This is a genomic window from Pontimonas sp., assembly GCF_031581085.1.
Classification (GTDB): domain Bacteria; phylum Actinomycetota; class Actinomycetes; order Actinomycetales; family Microbacteriaceae; genus Pontimonas.
In genome coordinates, this window is sequence record NZ_JAVLBO010000010.1 from 26745 (window position 1) to 51772 (window position 25028).

Sequence of the window (25028 nt, forward strand, 5' to 3'; positions counted from 1 at the left end):
CCTAGCGACCAGAGCACACCAGTGCGCATCAGCGAAACAGTGCGCATCAGCACTCGCGACTCAGCCCTACTGGCCGCTACTGGCCGGAGCCTTCACTGGGGCTTGCCCACCACAGCTCCCCCGAGCCTTCCAGGGTGAGCGGTGATTCTGATTGGCTGACCGCCCAGGCTTCGCCGCGGCTGGCGGTGATGGACCCGCGGGGTCCGCGCACCTGCCAGGTCCCCTCCGTGCACAGCACAATGCTGGGGCCCACCAGGCCCACCCGCTCCTGGGTGCGCTCTCCGCGCAGCCTGGATAACTGAAAATCGTGCCCGGCGGGTCGGTAGACCTCCACCGAAGAGTCGCCACCGGTGGGCTCCAGGCGGGGAATGGGGCCTTCTTGCCACACCACCATGTCGACAAAAGCATCGGCGTCGACGTGTTTGGTGGTGAGGCCCCCGCGCAGGACATTGTCGCTCGGGGCCATTAACTCCACGGCGTAGCCCTCGAGGTAGGCGTGGGGGACTCCCGCATCGACAAACAGGGCTTCACCTGGTGCCAGATCGACGCGGTGGAGCAGCATGGCGACCGCGATTCCCGGATCACCCGGGAAGTGCTCGCGCAGTCGAATGATGGTGTCCGCCGCGACAACCCCGGGGTCGGTAGCGAGCTCTTCTCGCCCACCCTCTCCCGCGCTGGCGATCACAGCTGCTGCATCCGCCAGTTGGCTCAGTTGCGACACCAGTGTCGCGACGGATTGATCACCGCCCACTAACCACGAGGCCGTTTGGGCGATGCCGTCTCGTTGCAGGCGAGTCATCAACGCCTGCACCTCGCTCGCGTCGCCTCCGCGCTGGAGTCCGGTCAGTGCCGCCACGGTCTGCTCGAGTGGTCGCACCCCCGCCAGGGCGTGGAAGCCACCCTGGAGGGCGACAACGAGTTCCGGTTTGGCGCTGCGGTCTTTAAACAGTCGGTGACCAGAATCAAGCGCCACGCCCTGCTGGACTTCCCGGTCATAACCCTCGTGCGCCTGCTCGGTACTGGGGTGGACCTGCAGTGACAGCGGCATGGTGGGGGCTAAGACTTTCAACAGGTAGGGCAGGTCGGAGCGCGCGTCATGGCGCTGCAACCACTCCGAAAGTGGCCCACCATCTGCGGCGAGTGTGCTGGGGCGGACCGGGTGGACACCCAACCACCATTCGGCTTCTGGCTGATTCGACTCACTCCAGCCAAAGAGTTCAGAAATGGCGCCCCTGCCCCCCCACGGGTAGTGGGCCAGGGTTTTGCTCAGTTTCGCTATTGCCACGTCGTGCCCGCCTGGTGGTGCCAGCCGTGTCCGGCGAGAAAGTTCAGGCCGCCGCGGTTGTGCTGGTAGGTCTGGCCCACGAGCGCGACCCGGCCGATCGCCTCCCGAAGGGAGCCCTCAAACTCGGCCGCGACCAGGTCTCTGGCTGTGGCGGTCTTTTTGATCCGCTCGAGTTGGTGGTGGGCCAGTCGCAGGCGGACCACCTCCAGCGCACCGCCCGGCAATTCCCTGCTGGCGGGGAGGCGTTTGCTCGCTTTTTCGTGCCAGGGAATCTCGCGCATGATGCGCTCCAATTCGCTGGCGTCGCCCTCAGACAGTGACACCGACCATTCGCGCACCACCTTCATCCCCGCGGGAAGGAGCGGTGCCAACCAGGTCCGGACGGGCTCAGAGGTGCGGGGGGTGATGAGAATCGTGTCCACCCCGGTGTGAGCCATCGTGCGATCGAGCTCCGCATCCATCGCCACCAGCGCCGCCTCGGGCAGGCCCGCCTCGACAAACCAGCGCCGCTCGAAGGGTCGAAGACGCTTCGACAGGCGCACATCCACGGCGATGGTGGCTTCGTTTCGCGCGAGCGCGATGGCGAAGCGGTGCGCACCATCGAGCAGGCTGCCGCGCGGGGAAATACCGATCGGAAAATCCGGGTCGAGGCCCACATCGCGCACCGCCCGCGCCAAATCGGTAAACGTGGCGAGGGTGTCCTTATTCGCCCGAAGCGACTGCATGGTGTTGTACCAGGAGATTTCTGTGGTTGCCCGGCTGGGTGGTTTATCGCGCAGGAGCTGCTGGGCGACCACGCTTCTGAGTAAGACGTCGTAGCGACCAAACACACCGCCTTTCCACTGGGCCTGTAACAGCGCACCCAAGGGGAGTCGGGTCTGGAGAACGGGCCCCAGATTGGCAGATAGCCAGGGAGCCACACCGGTCAGGCTCATGATGGTTCAGCCTAGTCCGCCTGGCACAGCGGGTCGGGCAGGCCCGTGCGGGCAATTTTCGCCCCCGGGCACGGCCTGGCCGATAGTCTTGCCGGGTGAGTACGGTCGCCATCATTCCCGCCCGCGGAGGCTCAAAAAGCATTGCGGATAAAAACCTCCAACCCGTCCACGGGGTCTCCCTGGTCGCCCGGGCGGTGCGCAGTGCGCTCGCGACACGCAGCATCGACCGGGTCTACGTCTCGACCGACCAGGAGAGAATCGCCTCGGTGGCACAGTCCAATGGCGCCACCGTGATCAACCGCCCTCCCGAACTCGCCGGCGACGAAGCCAGTAGCGAATCGGCCATCCTGCACGCACTCGACGTGGTCCCCGACGCCGACCTTGTGGTGTTCATTCAAGCCACCAGCCCGTTTATCGACCCCAGCGACTTAGATCAGGCCGTCGGAATGATGAACTCGGGGGCATATGACGCGGTGTTTTCGGCCACCGAAGACCACGGGTTTCGATGGGAAGCCCGCGGCGATGAACTCATCCCCCTCGGCCACGACCTGGGGTCGAGACCCAGACGCCAAGACTTGCCCCACCGCGTGATGGAAACCGGAGCGTTCTATCTCTTCCGGGCGGCCGGCATCAAAAAGTCGGGCTCACGTTTTCACGGTCGAATCGGCGCCGTCGAGGTGGGACGGCGGGAATCGCTCGAGATCGACACCCCCGACGATTTACAACTCGCCCGCGAGTTGGCCATGTCGGGGGAATCGACCACCCGGATGGGGCCCATCGACGCGGTCGTGTTCGACTTTGACGGTGTGCACACCGACGACCACGTCTTTGTCAACCAGGACGGCGTCGAGAGTGTGCGGGTGAGTCGCCGAGATGGCTACGCCATCACCCTGTTGAAAAAGGCCGAGCTGCCGCTGTTGATCCTCTCCACGGAGAAAAACCCGATTGTCACGACCCGGGCGGAAAAACTGGGAGTCGAGGTGATTCAAGGTCAAGACGATAAAGCGAAAGCGTTGTCGACCTGGGCCGAGACACACCAGATCGATTTGCAGCGGGTGGCGTATTTGGGCAACGACGTCAACGACGCGGCCGCGATGGGTCTTGTCGGCTGGCCGGTCGTGACCGGGGATGCCCACCCCGATGTCAAACTGTTAGCCCGTGTGATTCTCGAATCACACGGGGGGCGCGGGGCAGTGCGAGAATTGGCCGATTTGATTCTGAAGAGAGCGTAAGGGTGGACATGAGCGAAAAACCGGTAGCTATTGGGAACCACATGGTGGGCCCCGGCCACCCCAACTACGTCATCGCCGAAATCGGCATCAACCACAACGGTGAGCTCGAACACGCCAAAGCGCTGATCGACGTCGCCGCCGTCGCGGGCTGCCAAGCGGTGAAGTTTCAAAAACGCACCCCCGATATTTCCACCCCGGAGGCCCAAAAGCACCTCCAACGAGAAACTCCGTGGGGCACGATGACCTACCTGGAGTACAAGCACCGAATCGAATTCGGTGACGACGAATACACCGAAATTGCCCGCTACAGCGCAGAAAAAGGCCTCGACTGGTTCGCCTCGCCCTGGGATGTCCCCTCGGTGGAGTTTCTGGAAAAACACGGCGTCATCGCCCACAAAGTCGCCAGCGCCTCAATTACCGACATCGCGCTGCTGGAGGCACTGCGCGAGACCGGAAAACCCCTGATCCTCTCGACGGGAATGTCGACCATGGCAGAAATCGACACCGCCGTGGAGACCGTGGGTCGAGACAACCTGGTGTTGATGCACGCCACCTCCACCTACCCGCTGGACCCGGCGGAGGCAAACCTTCGAATGATCCACACCCTGCGCGAGCGCTTCGGTGTTCCCGTGGGCTACTCCGGGCACGAAACCGGGCTTCAGGTCTCCCTGGCTGCCGTCGGCCTTGGAGCAAACGCGCTCGAGCGCCACATCACCCTGGATCGTGCGATGTGGGGAACCGACCACGGGGCGTCGCTGGAGCCGACGGGTCTCACCCGGTTAGTCCGAGACGTCCGGGTGATCGAATCGGCCCTCGGTGATGGCGTCAAACGCGTCTACGAATCGGAAGAGGGTCCGCGGCAAAAGCTCCGTCGCGCCGTCTAGTGCTGCGCCGTCTCGTGCCGCGCCATTTAGTGCCACGCCGTTCCGAACAGCGCGGTCTCCTCTCGCCCCGTCTCCACTGGCCGATCCCCGCCGTGCTGCGCTTTCTGGGAGAATAGACGCGTGGCGACCGGGAAAACCCAACCACAGCGCGAGCTCGCCGAGCCGCGCTGTGTCGTTGTGGTCCCGCTATTTAACGAAGCGGCCGTCATCGAGGGTGTCGTCTCGCAGCTCCAGCAGCACTTCAGCCGGGTGCTGTGCGTGGACGATGGCTCCCGCGATGGCGGACCAGACATCGCCCGGCGGGCCGGGGCGAAGGTGATTACCCACCCGATGAACTTGGGGCAGGGTGCAGCCCTGCAGACCGGGATTAGTTGGGCGCGCCGAGCGGGCGACGTCGATTACCTGATCACTTTTGACGGCGACGGCCAACACCGCGTGGAAGACGTGGTGGACATGTTGGCCTTTGCCCGGCGAAAAGACCTCGCCATCGTGTTCGGTTCGCGTTTTCTCGACAAACGCACCAAACCCGGTTTTGCCAAGAAAGTGGTCTTGAAAGTCGCGGTGTTAATTACCCGCGTGGTGACCGGCCTCCAACTCACCGATGCGCACAACGGTATCCGGGTGATCCGAGCCGACGCCTTGGAGCACGTGAACCTCATCCAGGACCGGATGAGCCACGCGACTGAAATCGTGCACCAACTGGCCAAAACCAAACTGAAGTGGAAGGAATACCCGGTCGAGGTCCTCTACACCGAGTATTCGAAACGCAAAGGTCAGTCGCTGTTGAACTCCATCAACATCCTCTTTGACTTGATCGTCCGCTAGGAAAGGAACCCCTCATGCCCTCACAGTGGCTCCTGCTGATCGCCCTGATTCTGATTAGTTTTTACCTGCTGAAATCCAAACCGAGCGCAAAGACCCAGGCGGTGCGCCGCCTGGTGTTGATTTTGGCGCTGGTGGGTGGCGTCATTTTGGTTATCGTCCCCGACCTGCTCTTTAGCACCGCGTCACTGCTGGGTGTGAAGGAAGGCTCCGACCTGCTGCTGTATTTGTTCATCGTCGCCATGATGTTCTACATCGTCCACCAATACCGACGAATGCTCTCGATCGATAAGACCAACACCGACCTGGCGCGAGAAATTGCGCTGCTGCGCGCCGAGCTCGACGACAAGACGCCCACCCGCTAATTCGTCTGTCGAGTTATTCGACGCGCACCAGGGAGCCGACCTCGAGCTCCGAGTTCGTCTCCAGGCTGGAGTTCAACGCCAAGATCGTGGTGGTCGACACCTCTCGCAGTTCGGCAATCAATTCCACGGTGTCCCCGGATTCCACGGTGTGGAATTTTTGCTCCTGGGAGTCTGATCCCACGATGAGGCGCTGACCGATCACGATGAAGTTCACGTTTCGAATGGTGTTGGCGTCTCGAAGCGCCGACACGGTGGTGTCGTATCGGTAGGCAATGCGAATCAGGGTGTCGCCGCGCTTCACGACATACACCGTGTCCGCGTCGCCCTGTTGGGTGACGAGAGGCTGCAGCACACGAGAAGAGTTCGAGGAACTCTCCTCACTGGAGTCCTCCGAGTCCGAATCGCCCCCGCCGGAATCATCGCCAGAGTCTTCACCGCTGGAGTCGTCGCTGGAGTCGTCGCTCACCGTCGTGGCGCTCTGGTCGTCAATGCCCAGAGACGCCAGTGACACGTGTGACGAGTGCGCCTCGATCGGGCTCTCAAACTGTGGCACTTCACCGGTTTTAGTGATGGTGAGTTCTTGACCGATTCGAATGAACGAACCGTCACCGGGAAGGTCGTTTTCTTTTACCACTGTGCTGACGCTGACGCCGTTTCTACTGGCAATCGCCCACACCGTGTCACCGGATTTCACCGTGTGGTTGGTGACAAAAGTTTGCGGGACGGAGGTTTGTTCAATCTCGAGGGCATCCCAGTCCTCCATGTCCTCGGTGTGAAAGGCGTCGCCTTTGGCGGTCAACACGGCGAGGCGTCCTTCGTCGGTGTAGCCAAACTGGGCGATGCGGTTGGACCCGCCCACATCCGGAATTCGCCCCACCCGCAACCAGTTCACCCCGTTGGTCGAACGGGCGAGATAGCCGTCGCCGTCGACGGCGAGCAGTGCCTCGTCGTCGGTGGTGATGTAGGTGCCAAATTCTGTGGTGGGGTTAAACCAGTAGTTGTAGAGGCGCCAGAAGTTGCGGTTTCCGTAGCTGGAGCAGGAATCCCCGGTGCCGGTGAGGTTCGCCATGGCCGGCTCGTTGGGGGCGTAGGGGGTGTAGTAGTAGAGCCCGGCGGTCGCTTGGTTTTTGATCGTCACCGGCGACGTGCCACAGGAGGAGCGCGGGTGCCAGCGCACGTTTGACTGCTTGCCCACCGGATACCAGGTGAAAAAGCGACTGGTTCCTGGCGGGTTGGCGTAGCGCTTGAACTGTTTCGCGGCGTTATAGACCTGGTTGTAAAAACCGAAGTAGCGCTCGTCGCAGGGTGCCGTGTCGGGGCAGGCATACCCGGTGGCTTTATCGAAGCGCCAACTAGACGGCCAGGTGTGGGTGACCAGGCCCATTTCTTTTTGCAGCAACACGATGAGGACTTCCGCAGCGACACCGCAGGCTTCCGAGACGTTGTAGAGGATCTCGGCGGCCGATTCGTCGTCTTTTCCGTCGTAGGCCTGACACAGCAGCGTTTTGTCGCGGTCGAAGGTGTCCTCTTCGAATTCGTTTAAGCAGACATAGTCGTCTCGACAGTCGCTGATTTTGCTATCGAGAAAGTCTTGGATTTCCTCCGCGCTCATCGAGCCGCGTTGGAAAAACTCGTCATCGGAGATGATGTCGCCCGGGTCGAAGGCTTCACCCAGGGGAAAGACTCGCACCGTCCAGTCTTTACCGTCATCGCTTCGGGCAAACGAAAAAAACGACGTCGCGATAAACCGCTCGCCCGTCCAGATCAGCGAGGTGACCCCATTTTTGCCGAGCGCCACACCGGAATCGACCCAGGTGCCGTCTTCGCCGTCGCCGTCGGACCACCACAGCCGACCCGCCGAGTCGGCACCCACCACGGTGCTGCCGTTCGTCGCGGCGTGTTCCAGATCGGGTGTCGGCTCGGAGGCATACGCGCTAGGGGTCATCAGACCCGAGAGGGGGTATCCGCCGATGGCGACCAGCACTCCGAGCAGGAGCGCGCCAGCAGAGAGCACAAAAGCTTTCACGTCTGTAAAGCTATGCGGGGTGGGGAGAAAAACCCGGTATTGAGGGGGTGTTTCGCCCCTGAGCGCTGTCAGTGACCGGGTTGGACCAGGTCCCTCAGTGCGTCAAACAACCCCCGTCGAAACCGGTGATAGTCACCGGTGAGGTAGCGCCACAGCACCGGGGCCACCCGCGCCAGGCGGGCAGAAGGAAGTGTGGCCTGCCAGTCGTAGTGGGACATTCGACCCCGCAAGAGTCGCGCCGCTTCATCGGATCCGGACCACTGCGGGGAGTTGAGGTAGGCGCCAAGGCCCTCGTGTCGAATCCGGTGGCGAGCGCGAAACGCGCTCTGGGGTTCACTAAAGCGCTCCCGCAGGCGCTGAAGGCCAGACTTGTCAGCCCCGATTTCGTTTCCCTCGTGTTGGCGGTAGTGCTGGAAGACCCGGGGGTCCAACAGCAACCCGTCTTGGCTTGCCGCCACCAACGCCCACCATTCGTCGTGGACGAAACCGGCGGGAATCGACCCCGCCGTTTCGATGAGCTCTCGACGCATAAGCGCCGTCTGACCGGTCACCAGGTTTCGACGCACCAGGGCCCGAATACCCCGACCGGTCACCAGGTTGATCCGCTCGGTGGTGGTCATCCGCAAGCTTTGGAGCACGCGAAGACCGGTCTTTTCACCCTCTGAGTCGACCAGGTCCGCATCCGAGTGCACCATCACCAATTCTGGGAGCGCGTCGAAATGGGCGGCGAGGGTCTCTAGTTTGTGCGGCAGCCACCAGTCGTCCTGATCGGCCAGCGCCACCACCTCGGCGGTGGTGTGAGCCAGCGCGTGAGCGAAATTGGCAGCCGCCCCTGCGGGGGTGTCGTGCTCGATGATTCTCAGCGTGATGCCCGCCGCCTCGCAGGGCCCCCGCAACATCGCCTCCGCGATCGCGACCGTGTCATCGCTCGACTGGTCATCAGAGACGACTATTTCGTCGGGCAACCGGGTTTGTTCAAGGATGCTCTCTAACTGCTGGCCGATAAACCGCTCACCGTTGTAGGTGGCGATGGCCACCGCGAGGCGGTGTGGGCCAGGAATGTGCTCGTCAGAACCGAGCCCGTGAGAGCTGCGCGGGTCAGAACCGTGCCGGTCACTATTCGGGCTGTCACTATTCGGGCTGTCAGACACCGTCGGTTACCTCGATCGCGGCACGATTCGACGGGCGATGGCCCGGACGATGAGTCGAAACTCACCCCGGCCCAGACGCTGTAACCCGCGGCCGATATCGCCGGGGCGAAAACGCGTCGTTCGGGGTCGAAGCGGCGAGAAACGCTTCGTGCCCTCCCGCGATGCCAACGCGGGCTCTTCGGGGTGGCCCACCCCGGCGACGTAGTGCAACAGCGGGGCGAGTACCCGGTGCCAGCGGTAGGACTCGCGGACCCGGGTGATGTTGTCGATGGCCTGGGTGCGAAAAGTCTCGTCGGTGAGGACCCGCTCGAGTGCGTCGGCGAGCGCCGAGGCGTCCCCGGCGGGAACGACCACGCCCAACGCTTCGCGTTGGACCAACTCGGCAAAATGGTCGCCCTCGGTGAGGACCATCGGGCGCTTTGCCCACAGGTAATCCAGCACTCGGGTGCGAAACGAAAACGTCGTTTCGAGGTGGGCCCGGTGGGTGGACACCCCCGCGTCTGCCTCCAGCAGGTAGTTGTGCCGGGTGGTGTAATCCACCCAGGAGTCGTTGAAAAACACGTGGCGGTCCAACACGCCCAACTCTGTGGCGAGACTTTTCGATTCGTCGACGATGGGCATTTCCGGAACACCCGGGTGGGGGTGCTTGGTGCCCTGGAAGAACAGTTTCACTCGCGGCTGCCTCCCCGCGAGTTCCGCCACAGCACGAATCAGTGTCTGCGGGTCAAACCAGTTGTAGAGCCCGCCACTCCAGATGAGCACCAGGTCATCGGTGCCGATTCCCGGCACCACACCGCGCAATACCTCGGTGTCGTGTGTGGGGTCATCGTCGGGGATTCCAAAGGGCACGACACCGATCAGCCGCTCAAGGTGTGGGTCATCGCGGTAGCCCTGGGGGGTCACCCGCCCAAGCGTGGTCAGTTGACCCAGGTAAAAATGTCGCTGTCGCTCTGAAGCACACAGGAAGTAGTCGCCACGGCGCAACTGGTTAGTAATGGATTGTGTGGCGTCGGCGACGTGGGCCGACCACTGGTCTTCTGGCAGGTGCCTGGCCTGTTCGAGCTGTTCGATGTGCATCGGGTCGTAAATGTCGATGATGAGTCGTTTGGTGCTCCGCTGGAGCGCATCGAAGAGATCCAGGGCGTGGCCTTGGAAGATGATCACATCGGCCCAGGCCTCCCACGGACCAAACGCTTTATTGTCTCCGGGGGCGACCTGGACAACGTCGAATCCGGTGTGTTCGACATCGCCCAGTTCGGTGAGCGTCATCAGGGTCACTTCGTGGCTGGGGGCGAGCGCTCTGGCCATCTGCCAGGCGCGAATGCCCGGACCGGAGAGCTTTTGGCCCAGTGGATCACCGGTGATGATCAGCACACTCGTTGCCGGCGGATCACTCACCACGTCGAAGGCCTCCTGCAGGGTGTCATACCCACGAAGGTACCCGGGCTCTGTCGACATGGGCGCTTCCGGCTCGCCAAAGAGCTTCCACATCCAGTGATCGGAGACCACCCGGGAGGCTTGAATCTGTTGGCGTTTGGCTTTCAGGGCCGGCAACATTTCCAGAAACTGGTCGGTGGCATAGAGCGGCACCAAGGCGAGAGGGTCCACGGCTTCTGGTTCGGGGTCGCTTCGGCGAATATCAAACGCCGTGGTGTCCACCCCGGTGCGGGTGGCGGCCCTGCGGGCCGACATCATCATTGCCGCCGGCAACACGGTGCGCAGTTTTTCGTGGCCCAGGTTTTTGTAAAGGCACGCGAGAGCGTTTCGCTCGAGCAGGAACTCTTCTTTGTGGCTGCCGATATCGCTCATCGACTGGTGGTGTTTGTGAAATACCAGCGAGTCTGGTGCGTACTGGTAGGTCCACCCTGCGAGGTTTAACCGCCAACCAAAATCGACGTCTTCGAAAAACATGAAGAAGTCTTCGTCGAAGCCGCCGAGTGTGTCAAAGACGTCTTTTCGCACCAGCATGGCCGAGCCGGTGCCAAAGAGCACCGGCCCCGCGGAGGCTTCTTTTTTCCTCGACGCCGGGTGGCCGGACAGAGGCCGGTAGCCCATGCCATACCAGGTGAGGCCCGCTCCGGCGTAGTCGATGGTCTTGCCCTCCCAGTCCAGCACGCGACTGGCCACCGCACCCACTTGTGGTGTGCGATAAAGGGCATCGACGCCGTGGGTCAACCAACCGGCATCGGGCTTCGCGTCGTTGTTTAAGAAGGCGACGACGTCGCCGTGTGCCCGACTCACCCCCAGGTTGCAGCCACCCGCAAACCCGAGGTTTTCAGACGATTCCACCAGTGTGATCGAATCGGTGACCGAATCGGCGCTCGAATCGGCGCTCGAATGAGCGAGGGGGCGGAGTGTGTCCAGCGAATCATCGCCGGAGGCGTTATCGACCACGACGATTTCGAGACGGTCTTTCGGCCAGTCCAACCCGCGAAGACCCTCAATGGCGACCAGGGTGTCTGGGGCACCCTTGTAGTTGACTAAGACGACGCTCACCAGTGGATGGTTCGTCATCAGAAACTCGCATTCCAGCCGTGGGTGGGGGACCTGCCATACTTACCCTACGGTCTCAGGCGTGCCCACCGTGGGAGGATTCCGCTATGGATAACAGCCAGGCAGGCTCCAGGCTGGGCAACTTTCTCCGCCTGCGCGGTGCCATTACTGACTCCGGACTCTTCGATGCCCGGTGGTATCGCCGCCACAGCAAAGCCGCCAGACTCTGGCCGTCACCGCTCCTGCACTACCTGGTGCGCGGTTGGCGCCAAGGCTTAGACCCGTCCCCCGATTTTGACACCAGCTTCTACCTGGAGCGCTACCGGGATGTCCGGGGATCACAGGCCAACCCACTGATGCACTACGTCTTACACGGAAAAGAGGAGGGCCGTTTGGCTACCCAATCTGGGGCAATCTTTCGCGAATCGCTCCACCCCGAACTCGCCCCCCTGCCCATCTTTGCCGTGCCCGGCACACCGGGCTCCAGGCTCAGTGTCGTCATCGACGATTACACCCCCACGCTCTTAGGCCTTGGCTACACCCCGCTACTCGCCCTCGCCGCGCAGACGGCTTCCGCTGCCGGCTGGAGCCTTCGCGTGGTACTGCGAAGCACCGAGATCCCGACCACAGAAATTTCTGCGGCGCTGCAAGCTGTCATGCCCGAGAAGCGGCCGCTGTTGGATATCGCCCGGCGAGAACCAGGACACACCGACGATGTCGACACGGTGGAGGGTGAACACTGGTGGGCGAGTTCCATCAGCAGTTACCACTCCCTGTCTCGCCTTGTTCCCCCACGCGACCTGCACTGGGTGCTCACCGCCCACGAACCACAGCGCCTCGCAGCGGGAGAGCGTCGACTCCTCGCCGAACAGGCCCTCAGCAGCCCCCACACCCGCACCATCGTGGTCGGTGGGGCAGTAGACGCCTCAGATATCGCGGGCGAGCAGACACGAATCGACACGCTTCCCGCCCTGATGCCGCACTCTTCGCAGACAAAGACCGGCTCCAGACTTGGAGTCATTGTCGATCAGGCCTCACCGGAGAGCCTCGTGGCCAGAAGCGTCCAGGTGATCGACGAATGTCTCGCCCGCGGTGTTCTAGACGACACCGTGGATGTGGTGTTCCTCGGCCTCGATGTCGCCCCCGTCAGCCTGCTGGGCTCCAGACGGGTGGTGCAACAAGCGCTCTCCACCCCACAGCAGTGGGCCACAGCGCTTGGCAGCGTGGACAACGCGGTGGCCCTCAGAGCGGGAACAGAAGGCTCACTCCTTCGCGGACAATTGGACGCACAGGGCATCTCGACTGTCGATGCCACCCCACACACCAGCCCCAGTGCGGGCGACATTGACGGCGTCGTGGATGCTGTTTCTGCCCTCCTGGCGGGTACCACCCACCCCTCGCCACCGGCAGCGAGTTGGGATGATGTGACTGCCTCTGTGGTGGCTTCCATGGGAGGCCGTGCGTGAGTCCGTCCGACGACGCGGCCCACCACTACAGGGTGTTGGCCACAATGCCGTGGGAGAAGACCCTCGCACAGCGGCTCCAGGAGCTTCAGCCGGGGACCACCCGCGTCGGCTATGTATATGAGCGGGCGGAGCCTGGAACGTTTCGCTACCGCTGTTACAACATGGTCCAGGCACTCAATAGCCACTCTGAAGAGTTCTCCGCAGGCTATTTCTTTCTTTACGACCTGCAGTCGATCGACAACCTGGTCGACCACCTCGACGTTCTCATCCTGGTGCGGGTGCGCTACGACTCCCACGTCGACCGGTTGGTTCGCCACGCCCGAATTAAGGGCATCCCGGTGCTCTATGACCTCGATGACAACATTTTCGACGTCGAATCCACCCCGCTGTTGGTCTCCAGCCTGCAGCAGGGCCTCAGCCGTTACGGCAGGATCGAAAAATGGGTGGGTGTGGTCGGGCGCATTCGAGAAAGCCTCGAGCTCGTCGACGGCATCATCACCACCACCGCGTTCCTCCAGGGCCAGTTGCAGCAGACATTCGATGTCCCGGTCTGGGTGGTGCCGAACTTCTTAAACCACGAACAGTGGGACTATTCCGCGACCCTTCGAGGCCAGCAGCTCACACCAGAGACCGAAGCGCCCATCATCGGTTACTTCTCCGGCAGTGCGTCCCATAACCGCGACTACCAGATCGCCGCGGACGGCCTTCGGGCCGTGTTGGAGTACTACCCCCAGGCGAGGCTTCGCATCGCCGGGTATCTGGACATCCCCGCCTCCCTGGAAGATTTTTCCACGCGCATTGAGCGCCTCGCGTTTATGGATTTCCTCGGACTGCAACGCGCAATCGCTGAGGTGACGCTGAATCTCTCCCCCATCCAGCACAACGTCTTCGCCCACTCCAAATCTGAGCTCAAATATTTTGAGGCCGCTGCCGTGGGTGTCCCCACTGTGGCCTCACCGGCCCCGGTATTTACCGAGACGATCAGCCACGGCGACAACGGCTACCTCGCCGATGCCGCCCAGTGGCCAGAAACACTCCTCGGCGCCCTCGCCGATACTCCCGGCAGAACACACGTCGCCGACCGGGCGCTCGCCCACGTCGCTGAGCACTACGTCGCCTCCACCGTGGCGCCCCGAATTGTGGCGGTGCTCGGCCAGCTAGGCTCTTAATATCGTGTGGCAGGAGCCACGTGGGAAGGACGCCACTCTGTGACCGAGCCAAACGCCGACTCCGTGTCGAATCCTGATGGGTCGAACCCTGATGGCCAGACGCCTCCAGAGGGCAGCGGGCCGCCAGAGAGCAACGGGACTCCCGACGGAAACCAGGCGCCGGAGTCGACTGCGCCTACACGACCCAGGCGCAGGGCCCTCCCCGCCGGTGTCACTCTGGGGTCCCTGTGGAGCTCTGTTCGACACAGCCGGCTCGCGGGAGCAATCCTCGTGTTCGTCTTGGGTGTGGTGAGCCTCGGGGCGTGGGCGATGAGTTCGCCCTCTGGTTCGGAACCAGACTCTGATTTTCATTTAGCGTCAATCTGGTGCACCACGGCGGAGCCGGGGAGCCCCTGTGATTTGGAAGAACGCCGTAATCGAAAAATGGTGCCCACCGCGCTGATCGAGGCGCGGTGTTTTAGTCAAGACCCAGACGCGAGTGCCGCCTGTCAGCCTCTGATGACCACCGCTGATGACCGCGAGACGATGACTAACCGCTTGAACATCGTCGAGTCGAAGGCGAACTACCCCACCGGTTTTTTCCTCAGCTACAACCAGTTTGCCGATAGCAACGTCGACACCAGCGTGTTCACCATGCGCATGGTGGGCGCGACACTGTTTGTGGGTCTAAACGTGCTGTTGTGGTGGCTCCTTCCGATTCGGTTGAAAAGCCCCCTCGCGTGGGCGTGGATGGCGACGCTGATTCCCTTGGGGATGTTCATCATCCCCTCGACCAACCCCAGTTCGTGGTCGCTGATCGGGGTGGGCTCCGCCTGGATAGCCCTGTTGGGGTATTTGGAATCCACCAACTATCGCAAATGGATTTTGGGCAGCATGTTCCTCGTCTTTGTGTTGCTGGCGGTCGCCTCCCGCACCGACGCCACCCTCTTTGCGATTGCCACGGCCGGTTTGGCGATCTTTGTCACCGACGCTCCCTTTCGGCAGTTGGTGAAGCGGCTGTGGATTCCGGCCGTGGGTGCTCTCGCCGCCGTGGGGTGGTTGTTTGTTCAAGGCGGAGCCATTGGTGTCCTCACCGAAGGAATCGGTAGCGACGGCGAACCCTTCGACTGGCAACTGCTCTGGCACAACTTCATCGAAGTCCCCGGGCTATGGATGGGGTCTTTTGGGATTTGGCCCTGGGGTTCGCTCGGCTGGTTAGACACCCCGATGCCCCAACTCGTGGCGTTTTTATCCTTCGGAGTCTTCATCGCCCTGTTGGGCCTGGGTATTACCGGCTCCACCTGGCGGGTGCGCGCCGTGACGTTTGTGATTCTCGCGATGATGTGGGTCTATCCGCTGTTTATCCTCCAGCAGGCGGGCTTCTTGGTCGGTGCCGGATTCCAGTCGCGCTACGGACTACCGCTGCTAGTAGTCCTCTTAGGGGTTGCTGTGCTGCGCTCTGAGGGCACACCGGGCATTATTCAGAAGTTCTCCCAGCGTGCCTGGATTGCCGGAGCCTTGGCGATCGCCAACTCGGTGGCACTCCACCACAACATCCGTCGCTACACGACGGGTCTCGACGAGCGGGGCTTTGATCTCAACGCGGGCCGCGAATGGTGGTGGTTTGGTCTTCGAGAATCCGCCATCACCCCCATGTCGGTGTGGTTAATCGGCTCGATCGCGTTTGCCGCGGTGGCGTGGATTGTCGTGGTCTACGCCACGAAGGCCTCCGACCAGGCCCTCCGCCTCCACAGTCAGGACCGCCCAGTGGCAGACGAGCAGGTGACGGCTCAGCCTTCGCCGTTGGCGCGGTAAGCCGCGACCACGTCGGCACCAACACCGGAGGTCTGCAAGACGCCTTTTTCGATCCAGGAGACCCGGTCGCAAATATCGGCGACCACGTCGAGGGCGTGGCTGACCAAAATGATGGTCTTGCCCTCTTTTTTGAGGTCGAGAAACTTGGCGAAGCTTTTTTGTTGAAACTCTTCATCGCCCACGGAGAGGACTTCGTCGACGACCAAAATGTCGGGTTGGACGTGGATGGCGACCGAGAACCCCAGTCGCACATACATGCCCGAACTGTAGTTTTTGACCGGTTGGTCGATAAACCGCTCCACACCGGAAAAGTCGATAATCGACTCGATTTTCGAGTCGATTTCCTTTCTCGACATCCCCAGGATGGAACCGTTCAGGTAGATGTTTTCCCGGCCGGAGAGTTCGAGGTGAAAACCGGAGCCCACCTCCAGCAGGGACGCCATTTTGCCGTTGTAGGTGATGGATCCTGACGTGGGCCAATAGATTTTCGCCAGACACTTCAACAGGGTGGATTTCCCGGAGCCGTTACTGCCGATAATGCCGTAGGTCTGGCCGGCGGCCACGTCGAAGCTCACGTTCTCCAGCGCCCAAAATTCGTCGTGGCGGGAGGTTTTCCCCCGCATCACCGCAGACTTCAGCGTCTGGTTTCGCTCGTGGTAGAGCCGGAATTTCTTCGAGACATCGTCGACGATGACCGCGGGGTCGCTCATATCAGCTCCGCCAATCTCTTTTCGGTCTTCGTGAAGTAGAACAGACCCAGTGCGAATGTCCCCAGCGCCCAGAGCAACGCGGCAATTACCGCCGCGGGGTCGGGCCAGGTGTTGTGATAGAGCAGGTCGCGAAAGATCGACACGTAGGGCTCCATGGGGTTTAGCCGGTAAATATCGCCCAGGGTCACCGGCGTACCCAGTAATCCGCCCCAGCGATCCGACTGGGTGTCGACCAGCGAAATGGGGTAGAGGATCGGGGTGAGGTAGAACCAAAACTGCAGGATGACGGTGAGGAGGTAGGCCAAGTCTCGAAAGAACACGTTCGCGATGGCCAAAATCATGGCGAGCCCGGCCGCGAACACGGCGAGGACCAACATAAACAGCGCCACCATCGGCAGCCACGGCAACACGAAAGCCCCCAACAGGGACAGTGCGATGACCAGCACCACCATTTCAAAACTCCAGTTCACAACCCCCGCACCGGTGAGAGACAGCGGGAGCACGAGCCTGGGGAAATACACCTTTTGGACGAGGCTCGAATTGTCGACAATGGAGCGCACCCCTTGGGTGATGGTCGATTGGAAAAATAACCACGGCAACAGCCCACAGACCAACCACAGGGCGTAGTTGTCTAACCCGCTGGGGTCGCCCACCTGGGCCGGCACTTGGAAGACCACGGAGAAGATAAACGTGTAGACGATGATCGCGGCGATGGGGTTCGCCAGGCTCCAGAGTTGACCCAGCGCGGTGCGCTTATATTTTCCGCGCACTTCGCGCTGGGTGAGATTCCACAACAGCTCACCCGAGTTGAACACGTCCCGAAAGTACGTCCTGGTCCAACTGACCGGTTGCGGGCTGTCTGACTTAGCCATCCACCAAGCCTTCGAGGTAGTGGCCGTAACCTGACTTTCGAAGCGGGACGGCCAGTTCGCGAAGCTGCTCGGTAGTAATCCAACCCGCCCGCCAGGCAATTTCTTCGATGCAGCCAATTTTTAGACCTTGGCGCTCTTCAATCACCCGCACATATTCGCTGGCTTGCATCATCGATTCGAACGTGCCGGTGTCCAACCAGGCGATACCGCGGTCGAGTACTTGAACCCGCAGTCGCCCGCCGTGTAGGTAGTGCTCGTTGATGGTGGTGATTTCGAGCTCCCCCCGGGCGCTGGGGGTGATGGCCTTGGCGATGTCGACCACGTCGTTGTCGTAAAAATACAGACCGGGAACGGCGAAATTACTTTTCGGCTTCTCCGGTTTTTCCTCGATCGACAGTGCCGTCATCTGGTCGTCAAAATCGACCACACCGTAGCGCTCCGGGTGTGACACGTGCGAGGCGAAAATGAGCCCACCGTCGATCTCCGTGTTTTCTCGAAGCGAGGAGCCAAGGCCGGTGCCGTGAAAAATGTTGTCGCCCAAGACCAGCGCCACCGAATCTGAGCCGATGAAATCCTCGCCGATGATGAACGCATCGGCGAGGCCGCGCGGCTCATCCTGCACGGCGTAGGAAATGGCCATGCCCAACTGGCTGCCATCGCCCAGGAGGTCCTGAAACGACTGGTTGTATTCGGGGGTGGTGATGACTAAGACATCACGAATTCCCGCCATCATCAGGGTGGACAGCGGGTAGTAGACCATCGGTTTGTCGTAAATGGGCATCAGCTGTTTCGAAATGCCCCGGGTGATCGGCCACAGTCTGGTGCCAGAGCCCCCCGCGAGAATAATGCCTTTCATTTCACCGGCTCCTTCGCGCTCACGTGGGGCAACAGCCCCGCTGCGCGAGCGTCACTCAACGTAGGGGCATCCTGGTCTTTCGGGGAGAGCAGGAGTTGATCAGCCGGCATCCCAAAGTCGATACCGATTTCTGGATCGAGGGGGAAAATTCCGTGTTCCTTATCCGGGGTGTAGACATCGGAGACCAAGTAACACACGGTGGTGTCATCCTCCAGGGCCACAAAGGCGTGACCGACGCCGTAGGGCAACAGCATGGCGTTTCTCGCCGCGGCAGAGACATCGATCGCCTCCCACTGGCCAAAAGTGGGCGACTCGACGCGGATATCGACCACGACATCTCGAATGCGCCCGGTCATGCAGGTCACCAGTTTTGCTTGCCCCGGGGGCACCTCGGCAAAGTGAATACCCCGCACCACACCCTTCGAGGAGCGAGAGACATTTGCTTGCCTCACCGGAAAGCGGTAGCCGGTATTGGCTTCGATGTGGTCAAAGCGAAACCATTCGGCAAATTCGCCGCGGTCGTCGGCGTGGACCACGTTTCGCACCTCAAACGCGCCGGCGATTCCCAGAGCAACGAATTCCACCCCCGAACTCTACCAACGCCCAGGCCCCACCCGGCGTGGGGCACTCGCCCAGCCACACCCGGCAATGGGCCAGAATGGGGCGAAGGCCGCGGGAAAAAAAGGGACAACTAGACTGTTTTCGCACTGCCTCAGTGCCCCGCCAGCCCCATAGTGAACCCACCCGTTACCACAACCACCCGATCGAAAAACAAGGAGTGCCACCGTGAAACTTTTCGTCACCGGTGGGGCCGGGTTCATCGGCTCGAACTTTGTACGAATGGCCCTGGATGGCAGGCTTCCAGGCCTCGAGCAGGCAGAAATCACGGTGTTTGATGCACTGACCTACTCGGGAACGCTCACCAACCTCGAGTCGGTCGCCGATCACCCGCGTTTTCGTTTTATTCGCGGGGATATTCGTGACATGCCGGCACTGCTGGAGCACGTGCCACAGCACGACGCGATCGTGCACTTTGCGGCCGAAAGCCACGTCGATCGAAGTGTGTCGGACGCGGGAATCTTCGTCGACACCAACGTGTCGGGCACCCAGAAACTCCTCGAAGCCGCCCGCCAGCTCGGGACAGACAGGTTTTTGCACGTCTCGACCGATGAGGTCTACGGCTCAATCGACGAGGGCGAGTGGGATGAAGAAGAACCCCTCCTGCCCAATTCTCCCTATGCGGCCAGTAAGGCCGCATCGGATTTGATGGTCCGCGCCTACCACCGCACCCACGGGCTAGACACCGTGATGACCCGGTGTAGCAACAACTACGGACCACACCACTTTCCGGAAAAAGTCATTCCCCTGTTTGTCACCAACCTCCTCGACGGCCACCCGGTTCCGCTCTACGGCGACGGGGGCAACCAGCGCGACTGGTTACACGTGGACGACCACTGCCGCGGTATCGCGCTGGTGTTGCAAAAGGGCACCAGCGGTGAGGTCTACAACATCGGTGGCGGAACAGAGCTCACGAACACCGAGCTCACCCAGATGCTCTTGGAGCTCACTGGACGAGACGAATCGTTTGTGCGACACGTGGAGGATCGGTTGGGCCACGATCGCCGCTACTGCGTGAGCATTGACAAGATTTCTCGGGAGCTTGGCTACCGCCCCGAAGTGGAGTTTCGCCAGGGCTTAGCCGATGTGGTCCAGTGGTACCGCGACAATCGCGGCTGGTGGGAGCCCTTAAAAGCCCGTGCTGGCCTCTAAAGGCGTCAGGAAACAAGAAGTGTCGATGACCCGCATCCTCCTCACCGGAGCCGGTGGCATGTTGGGCCACGACCTGCACTCCATCCTCCACGAATACGACCTCACCGCCACGACCCGAGCCGATCTCGACATCACCGATCAGGACGCGGTTGACCGGGCGGTTGCAGACTGCGACGTGGTGATCAACGCCGCGGCGTATACCCGGGTCGATCAGGCAGAAACAGAACCGGAAGAGGCCCTGCGCATCAACGCTGAGGGCCCAGCGACCCTCGCGCGCGCCTGTGCCACCCACCAGGCGCGGCTCATTCACGTCTCCACCGATTACGTCTTCGACGGCAGTGCCACGACCCCCTACCCGGAAGACACTGCCCGCAACCCCCAGTCGGTGTATGGCAGGACGAAAGCTGCCGGTGAAGAAGCACTAGAAGAGATTTACCCCGAGGGCTCTCTCATCATTCGCACCGCCTGGTTGTATGGCACACACGGGAAACATTTCCCGGGGACCATGCTGGAGCTGTCGAAAACCCACGACACGCTCAGTGTCGTGACCGACCAGGTCGGCCAGCCGACCTGGTCTCGGGATTTAGCCCGGATGATTAAGCGCCTGGTCGACTCCGACATCCACTCAGGTGTTTTCCACGGAACCAACTCGGGTCGCACCAATTGGTGCGATTTTGCCAAAGAAGTGTTTCGACTGGCCGGGCTCGACCCGGAGCGTATCCAGCCCACGACCTCGGACGCCTTTGTGAGACCCGCACCCAGGCCCGCCTGGTCGGTGCTGGGCCACGACGCCTGGGGTGTGGCGGGTCTCGAGACACCGAGGCCGTGGCAGGACGCCCTCGCGGAGGCATTTCCCACAGTGTGTCCCGACTTCGCCCACCCAGACGGCCCGGGAGCGCCGGGCAGTGCGGACCCCACGGGGGTGGCGCCGTGAGCCTCGGTCTCGTCGTAGTGACCTACCGCTCCAGCGATGTCCTGGGCACGTTCCTGGAATCGCTTCGGGCCTCGACTGTCCTACCCGACGCGGTGGTCGTGGTCGATAACTCGCCCACGGCGCTCACACCACCAAAGACCCCGTGGTTGTCCTCGCTCGAAGTGATTCACCGCCCAGAAAACCCCGGCTACGGAAGTGGGGCAAATATCGGTGTGGCCGCCCTACCCGAAGACTGCGACTGGGTGGTGGTGTGTAACCCGGACATTGTGGTCACCCCGCACACCATCGAGGCACTGATCGACAACGCGCACAACCACCCCGATGCTGGCGCGCTGGGTCCCGCCATTTCCAATGACGACGGTTCGCTCTACCCCTCAGCCCGGGCCCTGCCCACACTCGGTGTGGGGATTGGCCACGCCCTGCTCGGGGTGGCCTGGCCGCACAACCCGTGGACGGTGGCCTACCGCGGCGATTACCGCGGCGATGACACCAGGAAATCGGGCTGGCTCTCCGGGTCATTTTTGTTAATTCGACGGGTGGCCTTTCAAGACATCGACGGCTTCGACGAGGGCTACTTCATGTTTTTTGAAGATGTCGACCTCGGTTGGCGACTTACCGACGCCGGCTACACCAACCTGTATGTTCCTGCGGCGACGGCAATCCACCAGGGCGGCCACTCCACGAAAAGTAACGTCGAGCTGATGCAAAAAGCCCACCACCACAGTGCGCTGCGGTTTATCTCCAAGCGCTACCCGGGCCCCTTCTACTTCCCGGTGCGGGCCATCATTGCACTCGGCCTCACCCTGCGGGAAAAACTCCTGCGCGGGCGAGCACTGCAACTATCGACACCCGAGAAATAGGCTCGGGCGAGAAGTAGGCGAGGGCGAGAAAGAGGCTGCGTCACAAACGGCCTCGATTATTTAGAACCAGTCCAGGGTTTTGGCTTGGACGTCGTCGCGGAGTCTCGCCTGGTAGATCGTCAGACGATCACGCAGGGTGTGGTCGTGGGCGGCCAGCATCCGCACCGCCAACAGGGCGGCATTTTTTGCCGCCCCCACGGCGACCGTGGCAACGGGAATCCCCGCGGGCATTTGGACGATGCTCAGCAGGGAGTCCATCCCGTCGAAATATTTGAGCGCGATCGGGACACCGATCACCGGCAGGGTCGTCAGTGACGCGACCATGCCCGGTAGGTGGGCGGCGCCACCCGCACCCGCAATGATGACTTTCACCCCGCGGGCGGCGGCGCCTTCGGCGAAGTCGACCATGTCGTGGGGTGTGCGGTGGGCGGAAACCACTTTGGCTTCCACATCGACTTTGAACTCTTTGAGAAGCTCCCCGGCTTCTCTCATCACCGGCCAATCCGAATCCGAACCCATGATGATGCTCACTGTGGTCTGGTCCATTACTGCTGCCTTCCCGCTTCGCTCGCGCCCCGCACGAGGGTTTTTAGCTGTTCAAGATCATCGCCGGTTGCCACAAGGTGCCCCGCTTTTCGCCCGGGGCGTGGGTGTTTCCCGTAGGCGTGCGGTCTGATCTGTGGCGAATAGTCCAGAGCCGCGTGGATGCGCTCATTGCCGGCGTCACCGAACAGGTTCACCATCACCGCCCACGGCTGGCGCAGGGAGGTATCACCCAGCGGCCAATCCAGCACAGCCCGCAGGTGGGCCTCAAACTGGCTGGTCACCCCCGCTTCAGTAAACACGTGACCGGAGTTGTGCGGCCGCATCGCCAATTCGTTGACCAGCAGTTGCCCGGAGGGGGTGTCAAACATTTCGACGGCCAACACCCCGGTCACATCGAGAGCCTCGGCGATGACCCGACCAATCCGGGCGGCCTCAGCGATGATCTCGCTCGACTGGTCGGGCGCGGGAGCCACCACCTCGGCACACACCCCGTCCTTTTGCAGGGTTTCGACCACCGGGAAACTCACCGAGTCGCCCTGTGGTCGCCTGGCGACCAGCTGGGCGAGCTCGCGCACGAACTCGACTTTTTGCTCCAACAAGATCGGACCGGAAGCCAACCAGTCGTCCACATCCTTGGGCGTGGACACGACTCGGACCCCTTTTCCGTCGTAACCCCCGCGGGGGGTTTTCGCGACGGCCACACCGTCATGCTGGGCGAGGAACCGCTCAACATCTCCGGGATCTTCTGCCACCGCCCAGGCGGGAAGCGGAACGTCAAGGCCCGCCAGGCGCTCGCGCATCAGTGACTTGTCTTGAGCGCAGACCAGGGCGTGGGGGCCTGGTCGAACAACGACGCCATCGGCGACAAGTCGCTCGAGGAGGTGGGTGGGCACGTGTTCGTGATCGAAGGTGAGCACATCGACTTCTTGGGCAAAAAAGCTCAGTGTTTCCCAGTCGGTGTAATCACCGACCACGGTGGCTGCCAAACCCGCGGAGGCCTCATCCGATTCGGCCAAGACTCGAATCTCGACACCGAGTGCCTGGGCGGCCGGAATCATCATGCGGGCAAGCTGACCGCCACCGACAACACCGACCCGGATAGTCACAGCAACAGCCTAGTAAGCCCCGCGGTCTCCTGAGGAGAACCCGGGGAACCCACGGGACCAGTGCCCGGGCCTCCACGCCACATGCCGCTCACGCTGGGCGCAGGTGTTCAATATCCGCAGCGGCGATGACTTCTGTGCCACCGGTCTCGGTGCGGACAATGAGGCGACCCTGGGAGTCGAGATCTTCTGCCACACCGGTGATGTCGTGACCATCCGGGAAACTCACCCGAACCCGCTTTCCGATGGTCGATAGCGCCCCTCGCACCATCGACCAGAGCGAGGCGGGAATACCGTCTCTCGCCTGGGCCAGTGAGCCCGTAAGTCCGGCCAAGAACTCCCGCAATGCTCCGGCAAAGGCCTCCTCGGCGGCACTTCCCCGGTCGTCTAGTCCGTGCAGGAGCAGGGAGGTGGCGCTCTCGGTGGGAAGCTGATCGCGCGTGAGCGCGACATTGATTCCGACCCCCACAATCACCCGGCCAGGAGGGACAATTTCGCCCAGAATGCCGGCGACTTTGTCGCCGCCGATTTGGACGTCGTTTGGCCACTTCACCCCCACACCAGGGACCACACCTCCGAGTGCGTGAGCGAGCTGCGTGCCCACCAGAAGGGGCAAGAGACCCCGCCACTGACTGCTCAGACCAGCGCTCACACCGGCGCTCACATCGGCGCTCAGATCCGCGGGGGTGAGCTGTGGACCGAGCTCGACGCTCAGCGCCAGGGACCTCCCGGGTGGGCTCACCCAGGTTCTGCCCATCCGCCCCACACCCGCTGTTTGATTCCAGCTGGCTACCACCCTGCTGCCCGCGGATGCGGGAAGTCGGGCCGTGTGGCTATTGGTCGACTCCGTCGACTCCAACCACACGACCTCGTCGGCCAGGCCGGTGAGGTCACACGGTGCGGGGTGTTCTGGCCACACGGGACGTTGTCTTTTCCGGTGCGGGGTTATTCGGTGTCGTCGAAGGACATCAGGCGCACGTATTCCTCAATCATTGGCACCGTTTTGCGAAGCTTCTTAAACGGACCGGAGGCGATCACTTTGCCCTCATCGACCACGTAGACGGTGTCGGCGTGCTGAATGGTGGAGAGTCGGTGGGCGATCACCACGAGGGTGACCCGGTCGCCAAGCTCCCGGATGTTTTTCGACACGGCCGCCTCGGATCCGGCGTCTAAGGCACTGGTCGCTTCGTCGAGAATCACCAGGCGTGGCTTCGGATACAGCGCGCGGGCGAGGCCCAAGCGCTGTAGCTGGCCACCGCTTAGCTGATCGGATTGTTTCCCAAGCGAGGAGTGGATACCGCCTGGCATGCCGTGGACGACTTCGTCCAGCGCGGCCAGGCGCAGACACTCCCACACCCAGTCTTCGTCGATTTTTTCGTCCGGGATACCCAGGGCAATGTTTTGGGCGATCGTGCCGGAGACCATGCCCGGTTTCTGGGGGACGTAACTAATCAGGCCGGGGTGTTTTTCTCGAATTTCTAGTGGGTTGCGGCCATCGACCAGCACGGTGCCTTTCTGGGGAAGGTTCAGCCCCAACACCAAGTCCGCCAGGGTTGTCTTTCCCGCACCCGAGGGGCCAATAAAGGCGATGAAACCCCCCGGTTCGGCGGTGAGGTTGATGTCGGTCACCACCGGTTCTTCGGCATCCGGGTAGGTGAACTCGACGTTTTTCATGTCGATTGTGAGGCCCTTGACGTCTTCACCTTGTGCTTGTCGGATTACCGAGTCCAGAGCAGGGGACGCCTCGAGAGCTCT

General features: G+C 61.9%; 23 protein-coding genes. 10 read left to right on the forward strand and 13 right to left on the reverse strand.

Annotated features, from left to right (window positions below; genetic code table 11):
* Positions 1-76: 76 nt before the first annotated feature.
* Positions 77-1285, reverse strand: a complete 1209-nt coding sequence (manA, locus tag RI518_RS04290; protein WP_310672157.1) for a mannose-6-phosphate isomerase, class I — start codon at positions 1283-1285, stop codon at positions 77-79.
* Complete coding sequence (locus tag RI518_RS04295; protein WP_310672158.1) at positions 1276-2220, reverse strand: hypothetical protein; 945 nt, start codon at positions 2218-2220, stop codon at positions 1276-1278. The genes manA and RI518_RS04295 overlap by 10 nt, the downstream gene beginning before the upstream one ends.
* A 95-nt stretch (positions 2221-2315) precedes the next feature.
* On the opposite strand from RI518_RS04295, the gene RI518_RS04300 reads away from it, so the two are divergent.
* The 4 genes from RI518_RS04300 to RI518_RS04315 all read left to right on the forward strand — a co-directional run bounded on the left by RI518_RS04300 (position 2316) and on the right by RI518_RS04315 (position 5523).
* Positions 2316-3452, forward strand: a complete 1137-nt coding sequence (locus RI518_RS04300) for an acylneuraminate cytidylyltransferase (protein ID WP_310672159.1) — start codon at positions 2316-2318, stop codon at positions 3450-3452.
* An 8-nt stretch (positions 3453-3460) separates the two neighbouring features.
* Positions 3461-4336 (forward strand): N-acetylneuraminate synthase family protein, encoded by an 876-nt coding sequence (locus RI518_RS04305; protein WP_310672160.1) that lies wholly within the window; start codon positions 3461-3463, stop codon positions 4334-4336.
* A 120-nt stretch (positions 4337-4456) separates the two neighbouring features.
* Complete coding sequence (locus RI518_RS04310; RefSeq protein ID WP_310672161.1) at positions 4457-5161, forward strand: glycosyltransferase family 2 protein; 705 nt, start codon at positions 4457-4459, stop codon at positions 5159-5161.
* 14 nt (positions 5162-5175) lie between these two features.
* Positions 5176-5523, forward strand: coding sequence for a DUF2304 domain-containing protein (locus tag RI518_RS04315; protein ID WP_310672162.1), 348 nt, complete (start codon positions 5176-5178; stop codon positions 5521-5523).
* Positions 5524-5536: 13 nt separating this feature from the next.
* Here RI518_RS04315 and RI518_RS04320 read toward each other — a convergent pair whose 3' ends face one another.
* The 3 genes from RI518_RS04320 to RI518_RS04330 all read right to left on the reverse strand — a co-directional run bounded on the left by RI518_RS04320 (position 5537) and on the right by RI518_RS04330 (position 11196).
* A complete protein-coding gene (locus tag RI518_RS04320) occupies positions 5537-7549 on the reverse strand; it encodes a LysM peptidoglycan-binding domain-containing protein (RefSeq protein ID WP_310672163.1) in 2013 nt (670 codons plus the stop codon).
* 68 nt (positions 7550-7617) lie between these two features.
* Positions 7618-8700, reverse strand: coding sequence for a glycosyltransferase (locus RI518_RS04325; RefSeq protein ID WP_310689456.1), 1083 nt, complete (start codon positions 8698-8700; stop codon positions 7618-7620).
* 6 nt (positions 8701-8706) lie between these two features.
* On the reverse strand, positions 8707-11196 hold the full coding sequence (locus tag RI518_RS04330; protein ID WP_310689457.1) for a glycosyltransferase: 2490 nt from the start codon (positions 11194-11196) through the stop codon (positions 8707-8709).
* A gap of 104 nt (positions 11197-11300) precedes the next feature.
* On the opposite strand from RI518_RS04330, the gene RI518_RS04335 reads away from it, so the two are divergent.
* From RI518_RS04335 to RI518_RS04345, 3 genes are read left to right on the forward strand one after another with little or no spacing between them, the layout of a single operon-like run.
* On the forward strand, positions 11301-12659 hold the full coding sequence (locus RI518_RS04335; protein WP_310689459.1) for a hypothetical protein: 1359 nt from the start codon (positions 11301-11303) through the stop codon (positions 12657-12659).
* The gene (locus RI518_RS04340) at positions 12656-13828 is read left to right on the forward strand and encodes a glycosyltransferase (protein WP_310689461.1); all 1173 of its coding nucleotides are present in this window, start codon (positions 12656-12658) and stop codon (positions 13826-13828) included. The genes RI518_RS04335 and RI518_RS04340 overlap by 4 nt, the downstream gene beginning before the upstream one ends.
* Before the next feature lie 39 nt (positions 13829-13867).
* Complete coding sequence (locus tag RI518_RS04345; protein ID WP_310672335.1) at positions 13868-15622, forward strand: DUF2142 domain-containing protein; 1755 nt, start codon at positions 13868-13870, stop codon at positions 15620-15622.
* Here RI518_RS04345 and RI518_RS04350 read toward each other — a convergent pair.
* From RI518_RS04350 to RI518_RS04365, 4 genes are read right to left on the reverse strand one after another with little or no spacing between them, the layout of a single operon-like run.
* Complete coding sequence (locus RI518_RS04350) at positions 15598-16332, reverse strand: ABC transporter ATP-binding protein (RefSeq protein ID WP_310672334.1); 735 nt, start codon at positions 16330-16332, stop codon at positions 15598-15600. The genes RI518_RS04345 and RI518_RS04350 overlap by 25 nt on opposite strands.
* Positions 16329-17204: an ABC transporter permease gene (locus tag RI518_RS04355; protein WP_310672333.1), complete on the reverse strand. Its 876-nt coding sequence runs from the start codon at positions 17202-17204 to the stop codon at positions 16329-16331. The genes RI518_RS04350 and RI518_RS04355 overlap by 4 nt, the downstream gene beginning before the upstream one ends.
* Entirely contained in the window at positions 17197-18060 is an 864-nt protein-coding gene (rfbA, locus tag RI518_RS04360; RefSeq protein WP_310672332.1) for a glucose-1-phosphate thymidylyltransferase RfbA, read from the reverse strand. Before rfbA ends, RI518_RS04355 begins: the two co-directional genes overlap by 8 nt.
* Positions 18057-18644, reverse strand: a complete 588-nt coding sequence (locus RI518_RS04365; protein ID WP_310672331.1) for a dTDP-4-dehydrorhamnose 3,5-epimerase family protein — start codon at positions 18642-18644, stop codon at positions 18057-18059. Before RI518_RS04365 ends, rfbA begins: the two co-directional genes overlap by 4 nt.
* A gap of 202 nt (positions 18645-18846) precedes the next feature.
* Here RI518_RS04365 and rfbB point away from each other — a divergent pair, with 202 nt between their 5' ends.
* From rfbB to RI518_RS04380, 3 genes are read left to right on the forward strand one after another with little or no spacing between them, the layout of a single operon-like run.
* A complete protein-coding gene (gene rfbB / locus RI518_RS04370) occupies positions 18847-19830 on the forward strand; it encodes a dTDP-glucose 4,6-dehydratase (protein ID WP_310689462.1) in 984 nt (327 codons plus the stop codon).
* Between the two features lie 25 nt (positions 19831-19855).
* Positions 19856-20764, forward strand: coding sequence for a dTDP-4-dehydrorhamnose reductase (gene rfbD, locus RI518_RS04375; RefSeq protein WP_310672329.1), 909 nt, complete (start codon positions 19856-19858; stop codon positions 20762-20764).
* Complete coding sequence (locus RI518_RS04380) at positions 20761-21624, forward strand: glycosyltransferase family 2 protein (RefSeq protein WP_310672328.1); 864 nt, start codon at positions 20761-20763, stop codon at positions 21622-21624. Before rfbD ends, RI518_RS04380 begins: the two co-directional genes overlap by 4 nt.
* Before the next feature lie 60 nt (positions 21625-21684).
* Here RI518_RS04380 and purE read toward each other — a convergent pair whose 3' ends face one another.
* The 4 genes from purE to RI518_RS04400 all read right to left on the reverse strand — a co-directional run.
* Positions 21685-22170: a 5-(carboxyamino)imidazole ribonucleotide mutase gene (gene purE / locus RI518_RS04385; RefSeq protein ID WP_310672327.1), complete on the reverse strand. Its 486-nt coding sequence runs from the start codon at positions 22168-22170 to the stop codon at positions 21685-21687.
* A complete protein-coding gene (locus RI518_RS04390; protein ID WP_310672326.1) occupies positions 22170-23276 on the reverse strand; it encodes a 5-(carboxyamino)imidazole ribonucleotide synthase in 1107 nt (368 codons plus the stop codon). Before RI518_RS04390 ends, purE begins: the two co-directional genes overlap by 1 nt.
* Positions 23277-23364: 88 nt before the next feature.
* Complete coding sequence (locus RI518_RS04395) at positions 23365-24192, reverse strand: biotin--[acetyl-CoA-carboxylase] ligase (protein WP_310689464.1); 828 nt, start codon at positions 24190-24192, stop codon at positions 23365-23367.
* A gap of 26 nt (positions 24193-24218) precedes the next feature.
* Positions 24219-25028: ATP-binding cassette domain-containing protein (locus RI518_RS04400; protein WP_310689465.1), on the reverse strand; the 810-nt coding region annotated here is incomplete at its 5' end.